The 26453-nt window shown below is 28.5% G+C and carries 19 protein-coding genes; 5 read left to right on the top strand and 14 right to left on the bottom strand.

Annotation, left to right across the window (positions count from 1 at the left end; all coding sequences use genetic code 11):
• Positions 1 to 77: 77 nt before the first annotated feature.
• From BM549_RS07385 to BM549_RS07360, 6 genes are all read right to left on the bottom strand, one after another.
• The gene (locus BM549_RS07385; RefSeq protein ID WP_290469683.1) at positions 78 to 830 is read right to left on the bottom strand and encodes a LytTR family DNA-binding domain-containing protein; all 753 of its coding nucleotides are present in this window, start codon (positions 828 to 830) and stop codon (positions 78 to 80) included.
• A 3-nt stretch (positions 831 to 833) separates the two neighbouring features.
• Entirely contained in the window at positions 834 to 3737 is a 2904-nt protein-coding gene (locus BM549_RS07380; RefSeq protein ID WP_290469682.1) for a histidine kinase, read from the bottom strand.
• A 132-nt stretch (positions 3738 to 3869) separates the two neighbouring features.
• Positions 3870 to 4208 carry a DUF4870 domain-containing protein gene (locus BM549_RS07375; protein ID WP_013871417.1) on the bottom strand — a complete coding sequence of 113 codons (339 nt, stop codon included), beginning with the start codon at positions 4206 to 4208 and terminating at the stop codon, positions 3870 to 3872.
• Between the two features lie 120 nt (positions 4209 to 4328).
• Positions 4329 to 4745 (bottom strand): DUF6691 family protein, encoded by a 417-nt coding sequence (locus BM549_RS07370; RefSeq protein ID WP_290469681.1) that lies wholly within the window; start codon positions 4743 to 4745, stop codon positions 4329 to 4331.
• Between the two features lie 50 nt (positions 4746 to 4795).
• Entirely contained in the window at positions 4796 to 5350 is a 555-nt protein-coding gene (locus BM549_RS07365) for a YeeE/YedE thiosulfate transporter family protein (RefSeq protein WP_290469680.1), read from the bottom strand.
• 9 nt (positions 5351 to 5359) lie between these two features.
• Positions 5360 to 6775 (bottom strand): MBL fold metallo-hydrolase, encoded by a 1416-nt coding sequence (locus BM549_RS07360; protein WP_290469679.1) that lies wholly within the window; start codon positions 6773 to 6775, stop codon positions 5360 to 5362.
• A gap of 384 nt (positions 6776 to 7159) precedes the next feature.
• Here BM549_RS07360 and BM549_RS07355 point away from each other — a divergent pair, with 384 nt between their 5' ends.
• From BM549_RS07355 to BM549_RS07335, 5 genes are all read left to right on the top strand, one after another.
• Positions 7160 to 7585, top strand: a complete 426-nt coding sequence (locus BM549_RS07355; RefSeq protein WP_290469678.1) for a response regulator — start codon at positions 7160 to 7162, stop codon at positions 7583 to 7585.
• A gap of 27 nt (positions 7586 to 7612) precedes the next feature.
• On the top strand, positions 7613 to 10330 hold the full coding sequence (locus BM549_RS07350) for a TonB-dependent receptor (RefSeq protein ID WP_290469677.1): 2718 nt from the start codon (positions 7613 to 7615) through the stop codon (positions 10328 to 10330).
• Positions 10331 to 12139: a YfiR/HmsC family protein gene (locus BM549_RS07345; protein WP_290469676.1), complete on the top strand. Its 1809-nt coding sequence runs from the start codon at positions 10331 to 10333 to the stop codon at positions 12137 to 12139.
• A 14-nt stretch (positions 12140 to 12153) separates the two neighbouring features.
• Positions 12154 to 12813, top strand: a complete 660-nt coding sequence (locus BM549_RS07340; RefSeq protein WP_290469675.1) for an HAD-IA family hydrolase — start codon at positions 12154 to 12156, stop codon at positions 12811 to 12813.
• Between the two features lie 66 nt (positions 12814 to 12879).
• On the top strand, positions 12880 to 14112 hold the full coding sequence (locus BM549_RS07335) for a GAF domain-containing sensor histidine kinase (protein ID WP_290469674.1): 1233 nt from the start codon (positions 12880 to 12882) through the stop codon (positions 14110 to 14112).
• A 10-nt stretch (positions 14113 to 14122) separates the two neighbouring features.
• Here the strand turns inward: BM549_RS07335 and BM549_RS07330 are convergent, their stop codons facing one another.
• From BM549_RS07330 to mnmE, 8 genes are all read right to left on the bottom strand, one after another.
• A complete protein-coding gene (locus BM549_RS07330; protein ID WP_290469673.1) occupies positions 14123 to 14542 on the bottom strand; it encodes a response regulator in 420 nt (139 codons plus the stop codon).
• An 11-nt stretch (positions 14543 to 14553) separates the two neighbouring features.
• Positions 14554 to 16401, bottom strand: coding sequence for a PAS domain S-box protein (locus BM549_RS07325; RefSeq protein ID WP_290469672.1), 1848 nt, complete (start codon positions 16399 to 16401; stop codon positions 14554 to 14556).
• Entirely contained in the window at positions 16388 to 16804 is a 417-nt protein-coding gene (locus BM549_RS07320; protein WP_290469671.1) for a hypothetical protein, read from the bottom strand. The genes BM549_RS07325 and BM549_RS07320 overlap by 14 nt, the downstream gene beginning before the upstream one ends.
• Before the next feature lie 11 nt (positions 16805 to 16815).
• Positions 16816 to 17229, bottom strand: coding sequence for a hypothetical protein (locus BM549_RS07315; protein WP_290469670.1), 414 nt, complete (start codon positions 17227 to 17229; stop codon positions 16816 to 16818).
• Positions 17230 to 17410: 181 nt separating this feature from the next.
• The gene (locus tag BM549_RS07310; RefSeq protein WP_290469669.1) at positions 17411 to 20785 is read right to left on the bottom strand and encodes a sigma 54-interacting transcriptional regulator; all 3375 of its coding nucleotides are present in this window, start codon (positions 20783 to 20785) and stop codon (positions 17411 to 17413) included.
• Positions 20769 to 21146 carry a response regulator gene (locus BM549_RS07305; protein WP_290469668.1) on the bottom strand — a complete coding sequence of 126 codons (378 nt, stop codon included), beginning with the start codon at positions 21144 to 21146 and terminating at the stop codon, positions 20769 to 20771. The genes BM549_RS07310 and BM549_RS07305 overlap by 17 nt, the downstream gene beginning before the upstream one ends.
• Positions 21147 to 21215: 69 nt before the next feature.
• On the bottom strand, positions 21216 to 24986 hold the full coding sequence (locus tag BM549_RS07300; RefSeq protein WP_290469667.1) for a PAS domain S-box protein: 3771 nt from the start codon (positions 24984 to 24986) through the stop codon (positions 21216 to 21218).
• A gap of 71 nt (positions 24987 to 25057) precedes the next feature.
• Positions 25058 to 26452 carry a tRNA uridine-5-carboxymethylaminomethyl(34) synthesis GTPase MnmE gene (gene mnmE, locus BM549_RS07295; protein ID WP_290469666.1) on the bottom strand — a complete coding sequence of 465 codons (1395 nt, stop codon included), beginning with the start codon at positions 26450 to 26452 and terminating at the stop codon, positions 25058 to 25060.
• Position 26453 lies beyond the last annotated feature (1 nt).

Here is a 26453-nt window from a genome sequence, read left to right as displayed (position 1 = left end):
TAAGCACTATTCTTAATTTGGTTTTTTCTGAAAATGATGATTTTTTTTCTGAAGGAATTTCAGAAATTTCAAATAAATCACATAAACGTTTCCTTAATTACTTCTAAAAACTGATCGCGTTTAGATTTTGAAATTGGGATGCGTTTTTGATTGTTCATTAATAAATAATCGCCATCATCTTTAACCAATTCATCAACATATTTTAAGTTGATTAAATACGAACGATGACACTTGAAAAACATCGCGTTGCATTGTAATTGCTCAACAAAATGCTTTAACGGTTTGCAAATGGTTTTTTGTTTGCCATCCATAAGTTGTACGTTGGTATACATGCCATCAGCTTCAAAATACACAATATCGTTGTGCGACGCGAATAGGATACCTTTAGGTATTTCTAAAGCAATTTTGTCCATTGAAAGCTGCTTTAACGAATCGCGTAACTTGTTTAGTTGGTCGTTTAAATTGTTGGCTCTTATGGCTTCTTCAGCTTTTGCTACTGCTTCTTTTAACTCGGTTGTGTCCACTGGTTTTAACAAATAATCTACAGCCGACAGTTTGAAAGCTTCAATCGCATATTGGTTGTACGCTGTAACGAAAATGATTTTAAAATCGATTTGGTTTGGAAAGTATTCTAAAATATCTAATCCAGACTGATTTGGCATTTCAATATCTAAAAATACAACGTTTGGTTTACTGGTTTTAATTAAATCTACACCTGATGCTAAATCTTGCGATTCTTCAATGCTAGTAATACTTGCACAATGTTCGGTTAGCAAGTTGGATAGTAAATGTCTGGCGCGTTTTTCGTCGTCTATAATTATCGCTTTCATATCTTAATGTATTGGCATGGTGATGACCACTTTTGTACCTGTAGCTACGTCGTTTTCGTCATACAAATCGTTGGTTGTTATGGCTATATCACGTTTTAATTTGTTTTTATAAAGATGCACACGTTCTTCGTTAGCTTTAGTAGCAAACGGTTTGTGCTGTTGGTTTGGTCGTTTTAATTTTTCTGATTGTTCTCGACCAATGCCGTTGTCTTCAACCGTAATTTCTAGTTTGTTTTGCTGAATAATTTTCGCTTCAATATGTAATTTTCGGTCGTTTAATTTGTGTAGTAATCCGTGTTTTAAAGCATTTTCAACATACGGTTGAATGAATAACGATGGTACTTTTATCTGTTTTGTTTTTAACTGATTATCGATAGTAATCTTATATTCCAATTCGTCTTCATAACGCACTTTTTCTAATTCTAAATACAGTTTTAACGCATTTAATTCTTCTTCTAAAGTAATTTCGTTTTGCTGACTATAGTCTAAGTACATGCGAATTAAGCGGCTAAACTTCACTAAATAAGAGCTTGCCAATTCCTTTTCATTAGAAATGATATAATCTTGAATGGAATTTAAAGCATTAAAAATAAAATGCGGATTCATTTGCGAACGTAAATTTTCTAACCTTAAATTGGTTATTTTTTTATCTATTAAAATTTTATCAACTTCGGCAATGCGTTGTACTTCTTTTTGTTGTAATCGCCATCTAAAATATAACCAAACTAAACCTATTATTGTTGCTATAACTAAACCATAAAACCAATAGGTTTCCCAAAATGGTTTAGCAATTACAAAGGTTATTGGTGTAGCAAAAACAGCTTGTTTAGCACTTAAATTTTGGGCTTTTAACTCAAAAGTATATGTGCCACTAGACAAACTATTAAAGTTTACAAAATGAGTGTTTACAGGTACATTTTGCCAGCTTGTATCAATTTCTTTTACACGATATTGGTAATTAACATGCTGGTTAGATTGAAATCCGTTAGAATTAAAAGCTAGTCCTATTTTATTATAATTATGAGGTAATTTATAGTTGTTTTTAACTACAGTATCACGATCGTTAATTTTTATAGCTTCTACCCTAACCTTGGCAGTTTTTAAATCTTTGAACAAGGTACCCGATTTTGGCAACGTATAAAATGCTTTAGGCAAGTTTACAATAATTTGATTTTGAAGAATTAAAAAATCATTAACAGCTGTATTTAAGCCATCTTGAGCACTTAACGATTTAAGCTGATGTGTTTTTGTATGATATTGAAATAACCCAGCATCAGTTGAAATCCATAACACTAAACCATCAGCATTAATGGCATTAATTTGAAGATTTTCAGGAAGCTTTATTCCTGAAGGTTTTAGCGTATTGTTTTCGTATTTTAATAATCCGTTGTGTTGGGTTGCAACCCAAACTGTTCCGTTAGTTTTAGTTAGGGTATTAACCAGTAAACTTTTAGAATTGAAGGTAATTTCTTCTGCATTAAATGTTTGGGTATTGTATTTGTAAAGTCCGTCGATGTACGATACAAATAAATGATTATTAGAAACTACCGAAGCTTTTACACGACTTTCCTTTAAGATTTGTTGTTTAGGGTAATTAAACGGATTTTTATATACAATTCCTTGACGATAATTACCATAAAACAAGGTGTTACCATCTATTTTAGAAAATGTTTTAGCAACTGAAAACTGGTTACTTACATCTAAAATTTCATCATTTTTTAGATTAACTACAAACGATTCTGAAGCATTAATACTTACTATAAGTTTTTCGCTTTGCGCATCAAAAAAAAGTTTTCCGATGATTTTTTTCCCTGGTAATTGCAGTGTTTTTGTTAGCTGATTGTGATTGTAAAACAGTAATTTACCATCATTGGTTCCTAAAACAAATTGATTGCTTTGTAACGCAACAGACGCTGTGATTTTAGAGTCTAAATTTGATAATTCAACACGACGAATATTTAAGTTTGGTGATACAAATACACCATTATCTAAGGTTGTAAACCAATAATTATTATTAAAATCTACTTGAACATCGGTAATAGATTCTGTTTTAAAAAGTTGTTCTTTAAACGTGAAAATTTCATTTTCAAAACGATAAACAAACACACCAGAACTGGTTAAAAACCAATACTCATTTTCAATATTTAAAACATTATAAAAAATTTCGTTTTTTAATCTAGCAGGTGTTATTACTTTTTTTGATGTGTTTTTGGTTTTATCTATTCTATAAATAAGATTTCCACTAGAACTCTTATATGTAAAAAAAACAATGTTTTTAAAGGCAAAAATTCTTGGTGATTGTATACGATTACTACTTGTGATTTCAAGTATTTTTGTATCTGTATTACTATCAAATTTGTATAATCGATGACGCTCTAAATCGCCTTCAAAATTGATTACAAATGTGTAGTTATTGTTACCATCTTTAGCATTAGTAATACACATGCCTTTAAACACTTCGGTAACTTTTTTGGTGCTTTTATCAATATCAAAAATGCCAATAACGGTAAATAAACGTATGCTGTTTTCTAGTATTTCAAAATTTGCTAATTGTCCATTTACCAATTTACTAGCATCATAAAATAGCTTTAAGCTACTGTTTTCAACATAAAATAATTGCCCGTAAATATTGTTGCACCAAAGTCGGTTTTTAGCATCAAATTTTAACTGAAAAAGAGAATTTCCTCTTTGTTTAGGATGACTAAAGTGTTTGTAGTTTTTTCCGTTGTAACGGTATAAACCTTTATTTGCTGCTAACCAAATGTAATGTTTCTGGTCTTCTATTACATCATAAAATTCAACATCTGGAAGTTTAGAAACATTAGACATAGGCACAAAAACAGGATTTTGCGCTTGTACCAAACAAATGTTTATTAAAAATAATATGTAAATAATAAAACGAGACATAGTGACTGATAAACAAAATTAATATTTAATCACATATTCTGTTTTATTTTTTTCTGTAGGTCTGTCTTTTTTTTCTAAACAAAAAACGCAACCTATAGAGGTTGCGTTTTTCTTTATCTAATAATCACTTTTTCAACTAACAAAATTATAAGATAAGGGATAAGATGGATTTTCTCCATTACTAGCTTTTATTGCATTTATTATTGGGAATATTATAGAAAAAAGTCCTAATATTATAAAGCCAAGTATGCCTAATCCAAATAATAAAATTAAAGGTATACAGATAATACAGTTTACAATTAAGCTTAATTGAAAATTAATAATTTTCTTGCCATGACTGTCTATCTCGTAATTTTCGTCTTTTTTTGTTGCCCAAATAATTAGAGGAACTATTAAACCTCCAAAGCCAGTAATTACTGTAAGTAATTGGCTTAAATGGGTTATAACAACTAATTGTCTATCGTTTTGCATGTTTTTTGATTTAATACTGAAAAGCTTCAGTATGATTGATTGGTGTATATATGACGTGTAAACTTGAAAAAAGTTACAGGTTTTACAAATAATTTAATAAAAAACAAGAAAACAATAGTACTAATGTGGTAGTTTACTTCTTAACATACCATATACAAATGTTCCTAAAAGCGCTCCTAAAATAAGTACCAATATACTAGGTAATAAACTTCCTAAAAGCACAAACATTGGTCCAGGACAAGCTCCTGCTAATGCCCAACCTAACCCAAATATAATTCCACCGGTAAGATATCTAGTAATTCCTTTTTCTTTGGGTGAAATAAGTATTTCGTCTCCATTAAAATCTTTCGCTTGAGTTATTTTTATATACTTAGTTAGAATAATACCTAAAACTATAGCTGTACCAATAATACCATACATATGAAAGCTTTTAAATTGAAACATTTCATAAATACGAAACCAAGAAGCAACTTCCGATTTTATAAATAATATTCCTAAGAATAAACCTATACTAAAAAACGATAAAAAACTTTTCATCTATTATATTTTTAATTTTAATCAACTATTAATTTTTAAAACAATACACTTTAAAAAATTAATGGAAATAATAAGTGAACCATTACTAAGCCTCCAATAAAAAAGCCTATAACAGCTATTAGCGATGGTAATTGTAAATTACTTAATCCCGAAATGGCATGACCAGATGTACAACCACCAGCGTAACGTGCACCAAAGCCAACTAAAAAACCTCCAACTAACAAAATAGAGAAACCTTTGACTGTTAACAAATGCTCTGTGCTAAAAATTTCGGTAGGTAAAAACGCAGTATTTGTACTGCTAATTCCTAATTCTTGTAATTGTAAAACAACATCATTATTAATTTGAGGTGCAGTAGGAGATAAAAACTGTAATGCTATAAAGCCACCAACAATAACTCCTAAAACTACATACAAATTCCAAGTTTGTTTTTTCCAATCGAATTTAAAAAAGTCAACTAACTTACCTGCACCACCAATAGAACACATGGTTCTTAAATTAGAAGACATACCAAATTTCTTTCCTGTTTTTAAAAGTAAAAACATAGTTAGTGCTATTAATGGACCTGCGACATACCATGGCCAAGTATTGTAAATTAAATTCATTTTAAAATTTTATTTTTTTAATGTTGTTGGACAAACAAAATCTGAAACTGGAATCCCTGCTTTTTTAATTGCTCCCATACCTCCAGCAACATCTACCAAGTTATGTATACCTCTACTTTTTAGTATTGAAGCGGCAATAACTGAACGGTAACCACCAGCACAATGCACATAAAAAGGTTCATTATCTGGAAACTCTACTAAGTGAGCATTTAAATTATCTAATGGTGTGAAATTTGCATTTTCTATATGACCTGCAATAAATTCACCTTCTTTTCTAACATCAAATACAGGAATATTATTTTTTTCTAATCTAGATTTAAACTCATCTGCAGAAATAGAGATTAAACTATCGGTTTCTTTTCCTGAAGTTTCCCAAGCTTGAAAACCACCTTTTAAATACCCTAAAGTATTATCGAAACCTACACGAGATAACCTTGTTATGGCTTCTTCTTCACTGCCTTCGTCTACAACTAAAAGTATTGGTTGATTAATATCTGCTATTAACGCTCCAACCCAAGGAGCAAAACCTCCTTTTAAACCAATAAATATAGAACGTGGTATATGACCTTTAACATAATCTGATTGATGTCTTACATCTAGAATTAAAGCTTCGGTTTCGTTTGCTGTAGTTTCAAATTCGTTTGGTGTTAATGCTTTGCTTCCTTTTTCTATAATGGTATCTATATCTTGATAACCTTCTTTATTAAGTTTTACGTTTAAAGGAAAATATTTTGGTGGTGGTGCTAAACCATCGGTTACTTCGCTTATAAACTCTTCTTTAGTCATGTCTTGACGCAAAGCATAATTCATTTTCTTTTGGTTTCCTAAAGTATCTACGGTTTCTTTCATCATATTTTTTCCGCATGCAGAACCAGCGCCATGACCTGGATAAACCGTTACATCGTCTGCTAATGGCATAATTTTATTACGAAGACTTTCAAAAGACATTCCTGCAAGATCTTCCATTGTCATATCTGCAGCTTTTTGTGCTAAATCTGGACGACCAACATCTCCTAAAAACAAAGTATCACCACTAAAAATAGCGTGGTCTTTTCCGTTTTCATCTTTTAATAAATACGTTGTACTTTCTAATGTATGACCAGGTGTATGTAAAGCAGTAATTGTAATATTTCCTATTTTAAAAACCTGTTCATCTTGAGCAATAATAGCATCAAAAGAAGGGTTTGCTGTTGGACCATAAACTATTGGTGCTCCTGTTGCTTTAGATAATGTTAAGTGACCTGAAACGAAATCTGCATGAAAATGTGTTTCAAAAATATATTTAATTTTAGCATTATTTTTATTTGCGGTTGCTATATAATCTTTAATCTCACGTAAAGGATCTATAATAGCAACTTCTCCTTCACTTTCTATATAATATGCTCCTTGTGCTAAACAACCTGTATATATTTGTTCAATTTTCATAGATATAAATTTTTAATAGTATTCTACAAAACTAAGTCATTTATTATTAATAGAAAGTGACCCATTATACAAACCTGAAGCTTTAAGAATTTTAATATAAAAACACTTTAAACATAATTATACAGAATTTAAAAATAAACTAAGCCTTTTATTAAAAAAACACATATTTGCTAATTTTTTCACCCTTTATTGGGTAATGCTATTGATAATAAAATTATATTAGACAAATTTTAAAATATTAACAAAACGTTAAAACGTTTAATTTTTTGCTTTTAAACGCTTTAAAATGCATTTTGTCGATATAATTAATGTTTAACTAACTAGTATTAAGAAAGTTAGTGCCTGTTAATATATTTATACACTATAATAACTCTTATACTCCTAATGGAAATTATCACAAAAAATGTGTTATTAGTTGATGATGATAAAGTGACTAATTTCTTTAATAAAAGAGTTGTTAGTAAAATTGATTATTTTAAAGAGATTACCACTGTTACAAGTGGCAAAATGGCTTTAGATTTTTTAGAAGATGTAAAAAAAGGGATTTACAAAAAACCAGACATTATATTTTTAGATTTAAATATGCCTGCTATGAATGGGTGGGAATTTTTAGACGAATTTATAAAGTTAGATTGTAAATTTACAAAATCTATTAAAGTTGTAATACTTACAACCTCTAATAGTCCAGATGATTACAATCGCTCTCTAAAAATAGAAAGAGTAAATGGATTTATAAACAAACCTTTATCTCAAGACATACTCTTAAATTTAATTAATACAAAATTTGATTTTAAAATTGAATATGAATAAAGACATTTAATAAATAGATAATAGCAATTGACTCCCTATAAAAAATTAATAGAAAACTTATATTTAGCACTTTTACTTTTATTACTACCCTTTACAATTCTAGCTCAAGATAGAGCAAGTATTATTGGTAATGTATCAGATGAGTATGGTCCGTTACCTGGTGCAAATGTATCTATAGAAGGCACAAATATTAAAACAACAACTAATTTAGATGGAGATTATTCGTTTAATTTAGAAGAAGGTGATTATGTTTTATCTGCAGAGTTTATTATGTATGAGCCTCAGGCTAATGCTATAAATCTTAAAGTTGGAGATACTTTAGTGCAAAATTTTATTTTAAAAACAGGTTTTTCTTTAGATGAACCAATATCTTTAGGTTCAAGAGTTAAGCCTCAATCAACCTTAAAAAATACTGCTGCAGTAGATATTATATCTCCTCAAGAAATCACTAATTCTACTCAAATAGAATTAAGTCATTTATTACACTATTTAGTACCATCTTTTCACAGTACAAATCAAACTATAGCAGATGGAACAGACCATATAGATCCTGCTACGCTTAGAGGTTTAGGCCCAGATCAATTATTAGTATTAATTAATGGAAAAAGACGCCACAATAGTGCTTTATTAAATGTAAACGGAACTGTTGGCCGAGGAACTGTTGGTACAGATTTTAATGCTATACCTGTTGCAGCTATTGAAAGAATTGAAATTTTAAGAGATGGAGCAACATCTCAATACGGGTCTGATGCCATTGCTGGTGTAATAAATATAATACTAAAACAACAAACTGAAATTATTAATATAGACGGTCGATTTGGTATTAATACCGAAGGTGACGGAAAAACAGTATATATGGGTACCAACTTTGGTTTTAAAGTTGGTAACGAAGGTTTTATAAATGTTAGTGGAGAATATAGAAATAGAGGCGCTGTAAATAGAGCAGGAAATTACACTGGCGCTGTGTATTCTAATGATCCCGAAGAAGACCAACAATTAATAAACGAAAATAACTTTTTTAACACCACTGGATACGATGGCAAACGTATAATGGAAATAGGAAGTGCAGAAACCGAAAACCTTTCGGTTTTTATTAATAGTGAATTACCAATTTCTAATAATGCTAGTTTTTATTTTCATGGAGGAAGAAATTATAGAGAAGGAAAAGCTAAAGGCTTTTTTAGATTACCAAAAGATGAAGACCGTGTGGTTTTAGAGTTATTTCCAAATGGTTTTTCACCAGAAATTTTAACAGACATCCAGGATGATGCAGTTGTAATGGGATTTAAAGGTGTGAAAAATTTATGGAATTTAGATTTTAGCCATTCTATTGGTAAAAATAGCTTAGATTATACAGTAAACAATTCTAACAATGCTTCACTAGGTATTGCATCACCAAAAACATTTTATTCTGGAGGTTTTAAATATAAGCAAAGTACTTCTAATTTAGATATTTCTAGAAGTTACGATTGGTTAAAAGGCTTAAATATTGCTTTAGGTGCAGAACTTAGAGTAGAGAATTACGAAATAATTGCCGGTGAAGAAGCATCATATATAAATGGAGAAAGCACATATATAGACGGAGATGGTAATGAGCAACCTAGAATTCCTGCAGCACAAGTTTTTCCAGGAATACAACCAGAAAACGAATTAAGTAGATTTAGAACCAATTCATCTGCTTATGTAGATATTGAAACAAGTGTAACCAAAAAATTATTAATTAAAACAGCTGCCAGATACGAGTCTTATAACGATTTTGGAGATCAGTTAATTTATAAACTATCATCTAGATATGCATTAAATGATAATATGAGTTTTAGAGCAGGATATTCTACTGGATTTAGAGCACCATCATTACACCAAGTATATTTTCAAAATATAAGTTCACAATTTATAAATGGTGAAATTGTTCAAGTTGGTACATTTAATAACGAAAGTGCAGTTGCGCTTGAAGCTTTTAAAATTGAAAAATTAAAACCAGAATTATCTAAACACTTTAATGCTGGTGTTAGCGGAAAAATAAATAAAAACTTCACCTATACTTTTGATTTTTACCATATAAAAATAAAAAACCGTATTGTACTATCTGGACGCTTTGCAGAAGGATACGAAACTATTTTACAACCATTTAATGTTGGTGCTGCACAATTTTTTACCAATGCAATAGATTCTGAAACAAACGGTTTTGATACTGCGTTAAATTATAGAACACCAATTTCTAACGGTACATTAGATGCTTCTTTTCAAGCTAATTTTACACGAACTAAAGTTGTTGGACCTATTAATGTTCCAGAATCTTTAAACGGACAAGAAGATATTTTATTTAATAGAGAAGAGATTGCTAGAGTTGAAAAAGCACAACCAAATTTTAAATTAAGCTCCTTGTTAGCATACAAAATCAATAAATTTAAAATTCAACTTAACAACACATATTTTGGAGAAGTAGAATTTATACACCCAAATGATGGAGACCAAAATAACTGGGTTGTAAATAATATAACTGGTCAAGTAGAAAGTAGAGATCAAACCTTTTCATCTAAACTAATTACAGACCTACATTTATCTTACCAGATAAACAAAAATGTAAAATTAACTTTAGGCGGTAATAATATCTTTAACATATATCCAGATAAACACACACACTCTGCAAACATAGGTAACGGTAATTTTGTTTATAGTAGACGTGTACAACAATTTGGAGTAAATGGAGCAAATTATTTTTTACGCGCTCTTATAAAATTATAAATGATAGGCTTAAATAAAAAACACAATCCATTATACTTTTTATGCCTTAGTGTATTCTTACTTTTTATTCCTTTTTTAGGAAATACTCAAAGTTCTAATAGCGAACAAGTAAAACGTGTACAAAGAGCAATTTTTATATTCAATTTTGCAGAGCAAGTAACATGGCCTAATCAAAGTGCTAAATCTGAATTTAATATTGGTGTATTAGGCACAGATAGAGCTTTAATAGATTTAAAGTCGTTATCATTAAAAAGAAAAATTAAAAATAAAATCGTTAAAGTTGTTAATTTTAAATCTGTTAAAGATATTAAAGGAATAGATTTATTATACGTAAACAACAAAAGTAATTTTGATGCCAATTATATTTTAAACAAAATTAAAAATAAAAATATATTATTAATAAGTGAAGATTTTAAATATAAATCTACAATGATTAATATGGTAAATGTTGGCAATACTTTTGAATATGAAATTAATACCAACAACATTAATAAAGAAAATTTATTAGCAAAGCCATCATTAAAAAAATACAGCATAAGTTCTTCTGAAAAATGGAAGAAGCTCTACAAGACAACAGAAAAATCTTTAGAAGAAAGCAAAAAAAATGAAGCTGCAAAAGAAGATGTAATTATAGCTTCAAAAAAATCTTTAGAAAGTAACAAAAAAACAATAAACGCACAGCGAGACTCATTAAACTTAGCAGCTCTAGAATCAAATAAAAGAAAAAAGTTATTAGATAAATTATCACAACAAAATAATTTACAACAACAAGAATTAAAAGATAAACTAAATCTTGAAAAAGAATTAGAAGAGACTATATTATCGCAAATTGAAGTTTTAAAACAACAAGAAAAAGAAATTAAAATTAGTGAGCAAAAATTAAATGCTCAAAAAAAAGATTTAAAAAATCAAGCCTTAGAAATAGAAAAAAACAGAGAAATAATAGAAAATAAAAACACTAAAATTTATAACCAAAAAAAAATAAATTACTTATTAATTGGTCTATTATTACTAGCTGCACTTGGTGCCTTTTTATTATTTAGAACATATAAAATAAAACAAAAAAGTGCTATAGCTCTAGAAGAAAAAAATCAAGCCATTATTAAACAATCATTATTACTAGAAGCCAAAAACGATGAGTTAGAACAGTTTGCATACATTGCAAGTCATGATTTAAAAGAACCTTTAATTACAATTTCAAGCTTAATAGATATTCTGGTAGAAGATTATGGTACTCAATTTGATAAAGATGGGCAGTTAAGTTTACAATTTGTAAAACAAACTAGTGATAGAATGACAAAATTAATAGATGCAATTTTAGCATACTCTAAACTAGGAAAAAGCAAAACATACAGTAAAGTAGATTGTAACAGTATTATAAATATTTTAAAAAGTGATTTACAAAATGTATTTAAACGTACAAATGCAACAATAGTAATAGATACGCTTCCTGTTATAAATGCTGTACCAATAGAAATACGATTATTATTTCAAAATCTTATTAATAATGGTATTAAATTTACCAAACCAAACGTTGCTCCTATTATTAATATAAATGCCAATAAAGTAACTATTGAAGATAAACAATATTGGGCATTTTGTGTAGCAGATAATGGCATTGGTATACCAGAAAAACATAAAGAACGTGTTTTTTCAATATTTCAACGCTTACATTCTCGCGAAAAATATGAAGGCACAGGTATTGGATTAGCACATTGTAAAAAAATTGTAGAATCTCATGGAGGTAAAATTTGGTTAGAATCTAAAGAAGGCTTTGGGACTAATTTTTATTTTACTATACCAGTTTAGAAAAATTAAAATAAATGTTAAAAGCAGTTTTATTTGATATGGATGGCGTAATTGTAGATACAGAGCCACTTCATAAAAAAGCCTATTACATGATGTTTGAAAATTACAACATCAACGTTACAACAGAGCATTATAATTCACTAACAGGACAATCCACAATAAATGTATGTAAAAAATTATGCACACATTTTAATTTAAAAGCACAACCAGAAGAGCTTGTACAAAATAAAAGAGAAAGCTTTACAAGTTTATTTCACAACGACCCTAGTTTACAATTATTAGATGGAGTTTTAGAGTTAATTAAAAACTACCACACTAATGGTTTAACATTAGTTTTAGCCTCATCAGCTTCCATGTTTACTATAAATAATGTATTTAATCGGTTTAATTTAAATCAATATTTTAAAGCAAAAATTAGTGGCGCAGATTTAAAAGCATCAAAACCGCATCCAGAAATCTTTGAAAAAGCAGCTAAATTGGCAGAAAGTGATAAACACGAGTGCTTAGTAATAGAAGACTCTACAAACGGTATTAAAGCAGCTAAAGCAGCTGGAATTTATTGCGTTGGCTATGATAGTAAAAACTCCAAAAACCAAGACTATTCACTTGCAGATCAAAAAATAAATACCTTTTCAGATATATTTTATGAAAAAATTGGGATAAAATTTGAATGAAAAATAAAACCTTGCGAAAAAATTTTACGTATTTAGTCCAGTAAATGAGTATTTAAACGACTATTAATGTTAAAATTTTACATTAATGACCTACATTATATGATTGAAGCGAGATTACCAAACAATGAAGTTGATAGGCAAAAAGCTGTAGATAGCTACTCTATAGTTGATACACTAGCCGAAGATAGTTACGATAGTATAACTGAGCTTACATGCTACATTACAAAAGCACCCATATCTTTAATTACTTTTTTAGATAAAAACAGAAATTTTATAAAATCTAATTGTGGCTTTCCTTATAAAGAAACCTCACGAGATATTTCGTACTGCGGGCATGCAATACACTGCGAAGACGATATTATGATTGTTGAAGACGCTAGAAAAGATGAGCGTTTTTGTAACAATCCATTAATAGAAAAATATCAAGCAATTTTTTATGCTGGAGTGCCGTTAATTAATCCAGATGGCTATAAACTTGGTACCTTATGTGTTTACGATCATAAACCAAGAACATTAAACGAAGCGCAAAAAAAAGCACTTATTACACTGTCTAAACAAGTTGTAAACTTGTTAGAACAACGTTTGCACAATAAAAAGTTAGAAGAAATTAAAACTAATTTAGAAAGGAGAAATAAGGAACTTAATAAGTTTGCTAGTATTGTTTCTCATGATTTAAAATCACCACTTGCAAATATTGTATCGTTAACCGAGTTATTAGAAGAAGAAAATAAAGATAAGTTAAACGAAGAATCTTTAACCTATTTATCATACCTAAAAAACTCATCAACCTCATTAAGAAATTATATAGATGGCATTTTAAAATATTATAAAAACGATGAATTAATAAAACTTGACAAAGAAATTATTGATTTTGAACATTTTATTTTAGATACTAAACGCATTGCTATACCAAATAACAATATAAACTTTTCATTTACACATCACATAAAGCTTATAAAAGTTAATAAATCTGCGTTACAACAAATATTCGTAAATTTAATTACTAATGCTGTTAAGTATAATGATAAAGATAATATTGAAATTTCTATAAGCTTAAAAGAAGATTATAACTATTATTATTTTGAAGTAAAAGATAATGGTCGCGGTATCCCAGAAGATAAACTAGAAACTATTTTCGATTTATTTACTACACTTGGAAACAAAGATAAAAAAGGCGAATTAGGCACAGGTATTGGTTTAGCTTCTGTAAAAAAATTAATAAAAAGCCAAAACGGAAAAATTAATGTAACCTCAACATTAAACCAAGGTAGTGTATTTAGTTTTTCTATAGAAAAGTAATAATATTCAATTATTTTTCATAAACCTGAAACTGCTCTAAAACATTTTTAATAGTTTCTTTTGTAAGTGGTTTACTTATAAAACCAGCACAGTTTTTATTATTTTCTACACGTTCTACATCATTAAAATTTACAGATGATGAAACCATATAGATTTTGATCGAGCTTTTGTTTTTAATTTTAAGCATATTGTACTTTAACAAAAACTGAAACCCATCCATTTCTGGCATATTTATATCTAACAATATAACATCTGGCTTGTTTAAGTTTGTAATACTATTACTTTGCTCAAATTCTTTTAAATAATTTAATGCAGAACTTCCACTAGAAAAACTTTTAATACTAGATTGTGCTGCCTCCTTTTCTATTATTTTTTGATTAATAAATAAATCTATTTTATTATCATCTATAAGCATGAAATTTAAAGTCATAACTAAAAAAATTATTTGTTTGAATATGGTAATTTTATTTTAAAGCTAGTACCACTATTCTCGGCAACACTACTTTTTACTTTTATATCTCCTTCTAAACCTTCAACTATACTTTTAACAATGTAAAGGCCTAAACCACTTCCTGAACAATTATCATTATTTGACTTATAATAAAGATTAAAAATTTTTGAAATATTTTTCTTTTCAATTCCAATACCATTATCATTAATTTCGATAACAATATGTTTTTTTACTTTTTTTACTACTACTTCAATTTTAGGTACATACCCATTTTCTATAGGTCTGGAAAATTGTATAGCATTTTGAATTAAACTTCTAAATAGTGAAATTATTAATTCTGGTTTTGTTTTATAGTTTTTAGGCACATCTACATCAATACTAAAATCTATATTTTCAATGTTTGATGCGTTTCTTAATTTTATTAAAACGTTTCTAATTATTTTAGAAAAATCTATTCTTCTGTATTCGTGTTTTTTTGCAGAAATTACAGAGGCTTCAAGTAGTTTATTAGAAAGAAGTTTACCATTATTAATAGTAGTATCTAACATTTTTACAATTTCTTGAGCTTTATTTATATCTTTTTCTTCTTTTAATAAGTTTAATAATCCTTGTGCCGAGGCAAAAGGAGCTCTCAAATCATGTGCAGAACGGTATAAAAAAGATTCTAAATCTTCTGTTTTTTCTTGAAGTTTATTTTCTAAGGTCTTTCTTTTAGAGATATCTAACATCATAGCGCAGTAAGATGTTTTACCGTTAATAGTAAGACTGCTTAATGTAAATTCAACTGGAAATTCTTCTCCGTTTTTTCTTAAGCATTGTAGTTCTATAATATCTACATTTTTATTGTCTTCTAGTTTTTCTACAGCAGTTAATAACTCCTTAATATTGCGTTCTCTATTTTTTTCGGTTGTAAGTATTGCAAAAGGCCTACCTAATATTTCTTTTTCTTTATAACCAAAAGCGAGTTCTGCGCCTTTGTTCCATTCTTTAATTTTTCCAGCGCTATTAGCAACAACAATAATACCTACATCTATAGACTTATAAATTAATCTATACTTTGCTTCTCGCTCTTGCTCTTTTTTATCAATCTCTATAAAATCTGTTACGTCATTTACACAAAGTGTTAAAGACACAACTTCTCCAATCTCATTAAAATTGGGAGAAATTACAGCTCTGTAATACGATTTTGCTCCTTTAAAATCGAAATCGTAAAATTTAAAATGTTTGGTTTTTTTATTTTTAAATGCTGTATAAATATTTGTTTTAAATATATCATAACAACTAAAACTTATATAATCGTAAATATAAGTGCCTACTACATTTCTTGCCTCTGTATCAAGAAATTGTTTATTTACTTTTAAAATTTTACCGTATTTAGTTATTGAAAAAACATGGAAAGGAATACTTTTTAAAAATACTTTTTTACTTTTTTGCTCATTTAATAGTACAATATTTTTTTGATGTATTTCTGTAACATCTTTAAATACAATCAAATACACCAACTTGTGTTCTTTCTCTATTGGTATAATTGTAGTATCTAACCAAATATTAACATCATTAATATTTTTTGCTTGTAAAACACCATTCCATTTTTCTTTAGCTTTTATAGACTTCCAAAGGTTTTTGTATAATAGGCCACTATGCAATGGAGATTCTAAAATTTTTAAAGGTTCGCCTAAAACTTCTTTTAAATTAATGCCTAAAGTGGTACAAAAATTAGAGTTCGCATACTCTACTCTACCAAATTTGTCTACAACAGTAAAAATTGAATGCTCTCCAACTATATCTATTATTCTTTTATCTTCTGTATATGGTAAATTATATTTAGCAGCTTTCATAGTGGTTAAATTTAGTTTGTAAACAAAAGTTTTTTGCAGATGCTATATCATTAAACACTTTAAAAGGTGTTATAGGGTCGTATAATCTTTTATAAAAACCTATTAATAGTTTTACTCCAATGGTATTTATTAAGTAAGATTCACATATTCTTACTTTCTTCAAATCTTTATTATTAGCTACAAATTTTGCTGCTGCTATATTAAATGTACCTTTTGCTTCGTTTAAATTTATTAAAAACGGCATTGGGTTTCCATTGCATATTGTACATATAGCATCTATATAAGATTTTACAGTTTCTATTTCTAATTTTGCTGTTGCATCTTTATTATTAAATTCACAATAAAGAATTTCTGTCTCGTCTGTCCAGAATGTTGCATTGGCAAATCCAATCATCTTACTCATAACATTCATTATTAGCTTACATTATTAAAAAATAAATAGTCATTATTACAATATCTTACAGCCATATTATAGTCTGTATAGACCTTGTTAGGTACAATTTGATTATCTAGAATATTATATAGAGATAGTAACGCTTTTTTACCCAAAGAGTTGACTAAAAATATTCTAGAAAGCACTAAATTTTTAATAGTTTTACTTGTAGAAATAGTTTTAAAAAGAGATAACGTATTGTAGGTGTTTACGTGATCTAATTGTATTAAAATAGGTAAGTAATTTCCGTTAGACAGAAAAGATATAGAGTTATAAAAAATATCTTCCACATCTTTTTTTTGATAGCTTTCAAAAAATTTAGAGTTTAGGTTAGTATAAATGATGTTGTTTTCAACCCAAAATATTATACCGTCAAATTGTAGTTCGTTTCTCATAGCGATTTGGTTTACAAAATGTAAAACAATCGATGTGCCACTTTTTTTAAAACCTACAAGAAGTGCTTATATTATAAGGGTTTTGGTAATTATTAAATTTATTTATAGTTATAATACAAAAAAAAAGCACGGTATTTCGTGCCTTTAAAAATTAGAAAATAATACTATTAACGGTATACCGTTACTTTCTTATAGGCTTTTCTATGCCTAATTTTTTCATTTTATCTCGAAGCGTACTAGGTTTTAATTTTAATAACTCGGATGCACTTTGTGCTCCACTAATTTTCCAATTACATTGATTTAATATTTGAAGAATATGGTTGCGTTGTGCTGTATCTAATGATGTGTCTATATTTGAAATTGATTGAGATTTTTGTGTAGTTGTTTCAAATCCAGGAATCACTAAGGTTTCACTTGTAGATAGTATTGAAGCTCGCTCTATTAAATTTTCTAGTTCCCTTATATTTCCAGGCCAATTATAACTTTTAAGTTTTTGCATAGCATCATCTGCTATAAACTTTATATTTTTGTTATAAGCCTTATTAAATTTATCTACAAAATGTTCTACTAATAATGGTATATCGTCTTTTCTCTCTCTTAAAGGTGGTACTTTTATTGGAAATACATTTAACCTAAAATATAAATCTTCTCTAAATTGTTTTTTCTTTATTTCTTCTTCAAGGTTTCTGTTTGTTGCTGCAATAACTCTTACATCTAATTTTTTTATGCTTGTTCCACCAACAACCTCTATTTCTCCTTCTTGTAAAAATCTTAAAATTTTTGGCTGCATATCTAGAGGAAGTTCACCTATTTCATCTAAAAATAAAGTGCCTTCATGAGCTAATTCAAATTTTCCAATTTTATCACTAAATGCTCCTGTAAAAGATCCTTTTTTATGTCCAAATAATTCACTTTCTATTAGTTCTCTAGGTATTGCAGAGCAATTAACTTTTATTAAGGGTTTATTACTACGATCACTTATATTGTGTACTGCTCTAGCAAGTAATTCTTTGCCTGTACCAGACTCTCCTAATAATAATACTGTTGCGTCTGTTTTAGCGACCGTTTCAACCTCTGTTAAAACATTACTAAACTCGACGCTGCCATAAACCATTTCTTCAAAATTAAATACAAGATCTAACTCGTTTCTTAAATAAACGTTTTCTTGTTTTAATTGGCTTTGTAACTTACTTAATGTTTTATTTGCTTCTAAAAGCTTTTGGTTTGTAAGTGCTATTTTGTTTTCGGCAAGTGTTCTTTTGTTACTTTCCACCATTAATGAAACAATGTTTGCTATAGAAGTAGCAAAGCTTTCTTCTTCTGCAGAAAACACTCTATTTTCCCGAATACATTCAAAACTTATTATACCAAAATTGCTTTGCCTCCCATATATTACAATATCTATACGAGACATCATTTTATTAATTAGAAAAAACTTTTCAGAAAATGCTTTTGTTATTGGGTTAGTTAAAACATCTGGAATACTTAAACTTGTTCTATGCTTAAAGGCATTAAAGTAATCTGGAAATTCTTCTTGAGTTATTGTTAAGCTTCCTGTTTCAAAACTATTTTCTAACGTATTGTAATGTACTTTACTATACAATTGGGTTCCACTATTTTTATATTCCCATATAGTAACTAGTGCAACATCTAAGGCTTTAGCAGATGTAAATGCAATATGCTTTAGTGATGATGTAAAGTCTTCTCCTATTAAATTTGCCAACTCTATTATTGTGTTTTTTCTTTGGTTAGACCTTACAATGTTTTCTTTTAATTTATTTTCTGTTGCTTTACGCTGTGTTATATCTTGTACGGTAGCAAAATTGGCAATTTTATTACCGTTTTCATCATCTATTCGAGATACTATTACCTGCACAGGAAATCGCTCTCCATTTTTACGCATGTATAGGTTTTCGTAATCTGTTTTGTTTTTATTTTCTGTTAATAGCTTATAACGTTTATTGTTATCTTTTGCTAATTCTGGTGGAGAAAATGGATATGGTCGTTTTACGCCCATTAATTCTTGCTCTGTAAATCCTGTCATTTCGCAAAAAGATGGGTTTACTCTTATAATTTCAGAGTGTGTATCTATTACATACAAACCTTCTTTCATAGTATCAAGAAGACTTGACGAAAATTCTTTTTCTTTTTGTAATTCTTTTAAGTTTTTTTGACGCTCTGTAATATCTCTAGCTACAGCGACTATAATATTATTATCTTGCTTTTTAGCAGATACCTCTGCTTCTAAAATTTCACCGCTTTTATGCTTTACTTTTTTAATTACTAAAACAGGTAAACCTTTTTTTAGTTTATTATTTATCTCTTTATTTTTAAATACTTCTCCAACAACTATGTCGTGTATTTGTAATTTTGCAAATTCTTTTTTAGTATACCCTAAATTTTTATAAGTGGCTTTATTAAAGCCTTCTATTTCTCCACTTGAAGTATAAGATAATATGGCATCGTTTGCTCTATCTATAAGATCGTGATAGTAATCGTCTTTCTTTTTTATCTCGTTGCTAATTTTAAATTTCTCTATTGCTATTTTAGCTAAGTTAACTGCAAAATTAAGCTCACGAATGTTGTCTAAAGATGGCGTGTTTATTGATTTAGAATATATTGCGAAAGTACCAAGTACTTGCTTTTTTTTAGAAAGAATAGGTATAGACCAGCATGATACTAAACCGTCTTTAGCAGCAATGTGTTTATAATCTTTCCAGAGTCTATCTTTTGAAATATTAGAAACTATTACTGGTTCTTTTCTAAAAGCCGATGTACCACAAGAACCAACGTTTTCACCTATTTCTATTCTTTTTATAGCTTCTGTAAAATCTTTTGGCATCGATGGAGATGCAATAACTTTAAGGTGTATACCATCGTCTTCTAATATACTTAATGAGCCAAAACTATCTGGGTTTACTGCTTCGTAATTAAGTAATAGCCTATTAAAAACTTTTTTTAAAGATGTATTTATTGATAATAATTCTAAAACTTCATTTTCATGCTCTAATTGTTTTTGAATTTTTTCTTTTTCTAATACTTCTTTTTTTAAATCTATATTTTTTTGTTCTAATTTGTTTATTAGCCTTTTACTAAAAAACTTTAAAACTTCTTTTTCTGTTACAAGTTCCTCTTCCTCTACATCATCATTTGCTACTTCAAGATTAGCATCCTCTTGATTTATTAGTGATTTTATTGCTATTATAAGTTTTTCTTGGTCTGAGGGTTTGCGTAAAAAATAACTAGCGCCAATTTTTATTGCTAGTTCTTCATCTACCTTTTCTGTATAAGTAGATGTGTAAAATATAAAAGGTATATTTTTAAATTGTTTTTCTTTTTTGCAAGCTTTACAAAAAATATAACCGTCCATAACTGGCATTAAAATATCTGATACGATCAAGTCTACCGTATTCTTTTTTAGCATAATTAATCCTTCTTGACCATCGTTAGCTTCAAGAATGTTAAACCCAAAATCTTCTAATATTAGTTTTAGTAAGTATCTGTTTTCAAAAGAATCATCTACTAGTAGTATGTTTTTTTTATGGTCTTTGTTCATTGTAGATTGTTTCCATTTGTTGTATAAATGTTTCTGGGTTTATTGGTTTTTCTATATAGCCATTTGCTCCAGATCTTATAGCTCTTTCTCTATCGCCTCCCATAGCGTAAGATGTTACTGCGATTATAATTGAATTTTGGTGATGTTTATTTGCTCTAATTTTTTTACATACGTGATAGCCGTCCATGTCTGGCAATTGTATATCCATTAAAATAATTTCTGGATTTTTATCTTCTGCTAGTTGTAATCCTTCGGTACCATTAAAAGCTTGAAAAACTTTATAATTATTATTTGTAAGTAAAAAAGATAACATGTACATATTCTGCTCGTTATCTTCTACTATTAAAATTCTTGGTTTCAAAATTATTCTTTTTTAAATATATAGTAATTGAATACTATGTTTAAATATATTAAAAATTACCGCTCTTTTTTAGGTTACATGGTTTAAAGGTAATTTAAACGTAAAGGTACTTCCTTTACCTAACTCACTTTCTACGTGAATTGTACCTCCTAAAATTTCGACTAAGTTTTTACATATAGACAATCCTAATCCCGTGCCTTCATGCTTTCTATTTAATCCAGATTCTAGCTGTACAAATGGTTTAAACAATTTACTAATATTTTCTTTATCTATACCAATACCTTGGTCTATAACCTGTGTAACAACTATTTGATTTATTATTTTTACTTTAACGGTAATTACGCCCTTACTAGAAAACTTTATAGCATTAGATAACAGGTTTAGTATAATTTGTTCTACACGCCTTTCATCACTTACTAAATTAATTTCTAAACTTGAGATTTCTGAATTTATTTTTAATCCCTTTCTAGCTGCTTGTGGTAATAATGAATCTATTATTTTTTCTAAAGAATCTAAATAATTAAACGGAAAGTATGACACTTTTAATTTACCTGCTTCTATTTTAGAAATATCTAAGACATCATTTAATAAGTTTAATAGGTTTGTGGCACTATTTTTAACCATGTAAAGCTGTTTTTTTTGCTCTTGGTTTAATGGTCCTGCTAATTCTTTAAGTAGTATTCCTGTAAATCCTATTATAGAATTCATTGGTGTTCTTAATTCATGCGACATTGTGGCCAAAAATGCTGATTTCATAAAATCTGCAGATTGGGCTTTTTCCTTTTCTTTTTCTAATTCTATAGTTCTAATTTTTACTAAAGATTCTAGATTATCTTTATGGTTTTGCAATTCTACCTCTGCTTGTTTACGGCTAGTAATATCTCTTATAACACCAACTAAGTATTTATTATTATTACTATCTATATACCTGTTTTTTTTCACAGAAAGCGTTCTCACTGCTTGATTATTTATACTTACTGTTTCTTCGTTTATATTCTCTACACCAGTTTCTAATACTTTTTTATCTATATCTAAAAATGTATTTCTTTCTTTTAATGGTACTTTTGATGCTAAAGTTTTACCTAAAATATCTTCTCTTTTTAAATTAAAAATTGAACAAAGTGCATCGTTAACAAGTATTAATTTACTTTCTTCATTTTTTACAAATACAGGATCTCCAATAGTATTTATTATATTTAGAAGGTATTGCTTATTTTCTTTTTCAATTTTTTCTGCATTTTTTTGGCTTGTAATATCTAGTGTTATACCAATGTATCCGCTAAAATTATTATTAATATCATAGGTTCTAACAGATTTGCTAGAAGACCAGAAAATATCACCTTTCTTATTTCTAAATCTAAATTCTGAAATAAATTCTGATTTTGTCGCTATAGCATGTTTCCAGTCTTTTATTACTCTATTTTTATCTTCATGATAGACGACGTCTACCCAACCATAGCCCATTGCTTCGTCAAATGTGTAACCTGTATAGTCCATCCATTCTTGATTAACATAATTACAAGCGCCTTTCGCATCGGTTTGAAAAATGGCTACAGGAGCTTTAGATGATAATTCTCTAAATAATTTTTCACTTTTAATTAATTTTTCTTCGGCTTGTTTGCGTTTGGTAATATCTAAACACATACCTATGTAACCGTATAATTTATTATTGGCATCGTATGTTTTTACAATATTTACAGATATTTCTTTTATTGAACCATTACTTTTTACAAACCTTAAATCTGTATAAAAATCTTTTTTTAGAGATACCGCTTCCATCCAACTATTTATAATTCTATTTTTATCATCTGGATGTAAAGCATTTACCCAACCAAAACCAATTGCTTCGTTAAAAGAAATACCGGAATATTCAATCCATTTTTTATTAACATAGTTACATGAGCCGTCCATACTCATTTTAAAAATACCAACAGGTACATTAGTTGTTAATTCTCTATAGAGTATTTCTCTATTAATTAGTTCTATTTCTGTTTCTTTTTTCTCTGTTATATCTACTACTGTACCTTGAAATTTTATTACATTACCATGGTCATCTTCAATAATTTCCATGTGTACCCTAACAAACTTAATAGTACCATCTTGCCATAATAGTCTATGTTCTATTGGCTTAGCTACTTTAGTTTTTATACTATTGTTAATAGTTTCTTTTATATATTCTCTATCTTCTGGATGTGCAATATTAATTATGTAAGGGAGATTAAGCGATACATCTTTTTCTACATTATAAATATTGTACATAAGGTCTGACCAATACATTTCTTTATTTAAAATGTTCCAACTCCAATAGCCAATTTTGCCTATTCTAATTGCAGCTTTTAAACGTCTTTGTGTATCTTCTAGCTCTATTTGCGCTTTTTTTCTAATGGATATGTCTTTTGCAACTATTCCCATTGCAATTGGCTCTTTTGTAGAAGAATCTTTAATTAAAAAGCCAGACATGTCTATTGGTATTAATTCTTTTGTTTTAAAGTTTTGAAACTGCGCTTCACCATTCCATTTGTTTTTTGTGAATATACTTGGAAGGTGTTCATTTAAAATAACTTTGTGATAAGCTTTTGGAAAAAACTTTGTTATTGATTCTGGTAATTCTTTATTGCTACCAATACCTACTAATTTTTTTCCATTACTATTTAAATATATAGGCTTTCCTTGTAAAGTTGCTAGTCCAATAAATTCGTCACTAGTTTCAATTAAAGATTCTAGCATTAAATTATTATCCTCTTGTTCTTTTTTATTTGTTATATCTGTAAAATAAATAGTTAGTCCGGTAGAGGTAGGATAAACTCTATTCTCAAACCATTTATTTAATGGTGCATAAAAGGCTTTAAAATGTTGTGTTTCTCTAGTTTTTACAGCTTTTTTATAATATTTATAAAATATTGACGCTTCGTCTTCTGGAAAGTGTTTCCAAATACTTTGACCTATTAAGTTTTCTGGATCTTTATTAACGTATTGTGCGGCTTTATTATTTAAATATGTATAGCACCATTTTTTATCTAAAGAAATAAACCCATCGGTTATATTATTTAAGGTATCTACAAGTTGATTTGCCAGTGTTTTTTCATAATTAGAATCATCTTGGCGTGCTCTATAATTTATTATTGAAAAGACATCTCTATGTTTTCCAGAAATAAAATTAGTTCTATAGTTATCTACATCTATATATTTTAAATATAAAAATAGAATTAACGAAAACACAAAGGCAGAAATAGTTTTCCCTATTAAATGTCCCATTAGTGATGGATAGAAGTCTGCTGTGTTACTTTTTAAAATTAAATTAAATGCTAGTCCATCGAAAAGTAATGCTGTGAAAAGAGATATAAATATTACTAAAAGGAAATAAAATCGTTTTGTTTTTTTTATTAAATATTGATATAACACAACAAGTAATATAAAATCTAAAATAAATAATATTGTACCTGTTATAAAATATTTATAATTTATTACTAAAACTGGTAAAACTTCTCCACGAAGCAAATATTCTAATTTACTAGTTATATTAAATAGAGTTGTTAAAAGTATATTAGAAATAATTATTCCAATTATTAATCGTCTAGTACTTTTTACTCCTTCTTTTATATATATTAAAAGCACTGCAAATAAGGTTGCGCTAAATATTATAACAGAACCTGGATAAATAGTTATACTGTTTAAAACTTTAAAGCTAGATAGTGTTCCAAAAAGAATTTGAAAGTATTGAATTGCACCTAAAAATAAATATAATGGTGCTAAACCTATTTTATTTCTATATTTAAATAACAGAAGTATACTTGAAGATACCAGCGTAAACTCTAGTAATATTATTATATAAAAATTCATAAGTTAAGCGTTAGTAGGCTTAACAAGATAGTATTTATTTTCTCAAAATGAAATTTTAAAAATTTATTATTTTACTTACCAATACAGAAGTTTGCAAATATATTACCTAATAAATCGTCATTTGTAATAGCTCCAGTTATCTCTCCAAAGTGATATAAAGCTTGCCTAACATCTATAGCCATTAGGTCGCCAGATAATCCAGACTCCAAACCTGCTTTTACTTTATTTATTTCTTCAAAGGCTTTTAATAGTGAATCGTAATGACGTGTATTTGTTACAATGGTCTCGTTATTTCTTAGCGCTCCAGTGTTTACAAAACCTATTAATTTTTCTTTTAATGCCTCTACTCCTATTCCAGATTTAGCTGATAATAAATGAATATTATCAATTTTAGATTTTAATTCTTCGGTTTCAGATGCGTTTAAAGTATCTATTTTATTTGCAATAATAACTAATGGCTTAAGCGGAAAACGATTTTTTATCTTTTCAATTTCTAAAATTAATCGTTGACTTTCAGTTTGAAACTCTTCAGCAGAAAACAGCAAAATCACTACTTGCGCTTGCTCCATTTTTTCAAAAGTTTTTTTAATACCTATGCTTTCTACTACATCTTTAGTTTCTCTAATTCCTGCAGTATCTATAAACCTGAAACCTATTCCTTCTATTACTAATTCATCTTCAATAGTATCGCGAGTGGTTCCTGCAATGTCGCTTACAATGGCACGTTCTTCATTTAAAAGAGCATTTAACAATGTAGATTTTCCAACATTTGGTTCTCCTACAATGGCAACTGGTATGCCGTTTTTAATTACGTTTCCTACTGCAAAAGAATCTATTAAACGTTTTAATACAAAGGTTATTCGGTTAATTAATTCTTTAAACTGTGTTCTATCTGCGAATTCAACATCTTCTTCTGCAAAATCTAATTCCAATTCTAATAAGCTGGCAAAATTTAAAAGCTCTTCACGAAGTTTTGCAATTTCTGAAGAAAAACCGCCACGCATTTGCTGCATTGCTATTTGGTGCGAGGCTTCATTATCACTCGCAATTAAATCTGCAACAGCTTCTGCCTGACTTAAATCTAGTTTTCCATTTAAAAATGCTCTTAGAGTAAATTCTCCTGCATCTGCCATACGGCAACCATTTCTTAAAAATAATTGAATTATTTCTTGCTGTATATAAACAGAACCATGACACGAAATCTCTACTACATTTTCTCCTGTATAAGAGTTTGGATTTTTAAAAACTGAAACCAAAACCTCATCTACAATTCTATCTCCATCTACAATATGGCCTAAATGTATAGTATGTGTTTTTTGCTTTAAAAGTGATTTATTATTTTTTACAGACTTAAAACTGGCATTAGCAATTGTTATAGCTGTTTCTCCAGAAAGACGAATTATTGCAACTGCGCCAGCGCCAGATGCGGTTGCTAATGCAACTATAGTATCGTTATTAAAACTCATA

The organism is Lacinutrix sp. MedPE-SW (assembly GCF_001874145.1).
In the GTDB taxonomy this organism is placed as follows: Bacteria; Bacteroidota; Bacteroidia; order Flavobacteriales; family Flavobacteriaceae; genus Lacinutrix.
The sequence above is the reverse complement of the archived record's forward strand: the minus strand, read 5'-3'. Positions and strand labels throughout refer to the sequence as shown.

Excerpts from the sequence above, each read along its gene's own strand:
- BM549_RS07385 (WP_290469683.1), bottom strand. The coding sequence starts at position 830 with ATGAAAGCGATAATTATAGACGACGAAAAACGCGCCAGACATTTACTA.
- BM549_RS07380 (WP_290469682.1), bottom strand. The coding sequence starts at position 3,737 with ATGTCTCGTTTTATTATTTACATATTATTTTTAATAAACATTTGTTTG.
- BM549_RS07375 (WP_013871417.1), bottom strand. The coding sequence starts at position 4,208 with ATGCAAAACGATAGACAATTAGTTGTTATAACCCATTTAAGCCAATTA.
- BM549_RS07370 (WP_290469681.1), bottom strand. The coding sequence starts at position 4,745 with ATGAAAAGTTTTTTATCGTTTTTTAGTATAGGTTTATTCTTAGGAATA.
- BM549_RS07365 (WP_290469680.1), bottom strand. The coding sequence starts at position 5,350 with ATGAATTTAATTTACAATACTTGGCCATGGTATGTCGCAGGTCCATTA.
- BM549_RS07360 (WP_290469679.1), bottom strand. The coding sequence starts at position 6,775 with ATGAAAATTGAACAAATATATACAGGTTGTTTAGCACAAGGAGCATAT.
- BM549_RS07355 (WP_290469678.1), top strand. The coding sequence starts at position 7,160 with ATGGAAATTATCACAAAAAATGTGTTATTAGTTGATGATGATAAAGTG.
- BM549_RS07345 (WP_290469676.1), top strand. The coding sequence starts at position 10,331 with ATGATAGGCTTAAATAAAAAACACAATCCATTATACTTTTTATGCCTT.
- BM549_RS07340 (WP_290469675.1), top strand. The coding sequence starts at position 12,154 with ATGTTAAAAGCAGTTTTATTTGATATGGATGGCGTAATTGTAGATACA.
- BM549_RS07335 (WP_290469674.1), top strand. The coding sequence starts at position 12,880 with ATGTTAAAATTTTACATTAATGACCTACATTATATGATTGAAGCGAGA.
- BM549_RS07330 (WP_290469673.1), bottom strand. The coding sequence starts at position 14,542 with ATGACTTTAAATTTCATGCTTATAGATGATAATAAAATAGATTTATTT.
- BM549_RS07325 (WP_290469672.1), bottom strand. The coding sequence starts at position 16,401 with ATGAAAGCTGCTAAATATAATTTACCATATACAGAAGATAAAAGAATA.
- BM549_RS07320 (WP_290469671.1), bottom strand. The coding sequence starts at position 16,804 with ATGAGTAAGATGATTGGATTTGCCAATGCAACATTCTGGACAGACGAG.
- BM549_RS07315 (WP_290469670.1), bottom strand. The coding sequence starts at position 17,229 with ATGAGAAACGAACTACAATTTGACGGTATAATATTTTGGGTTGAAAAC.
- BM549_RS07310 (WP_290469669.1), bottom strand. The coding sequence starts at position 20,785 with ATGAACAAAGACCATAAAAAAAACATACTACTAGTAGATGATTCTTTT.
- BM549_RS07300 (WP_290469667.1), bottom strand. The coding sequence starts at position 24,986 with ATGAATTTTTATATAATAATATTACTAGAGTTTACGCTGGTATCTTCA.
- mnmE (WP_290469666.1), bottom strand. The coding sequence starts at position 26,452 with ATGAGTTTTAATAACGATACTATAGTTGCATTAGCAACCGCATCTGGC.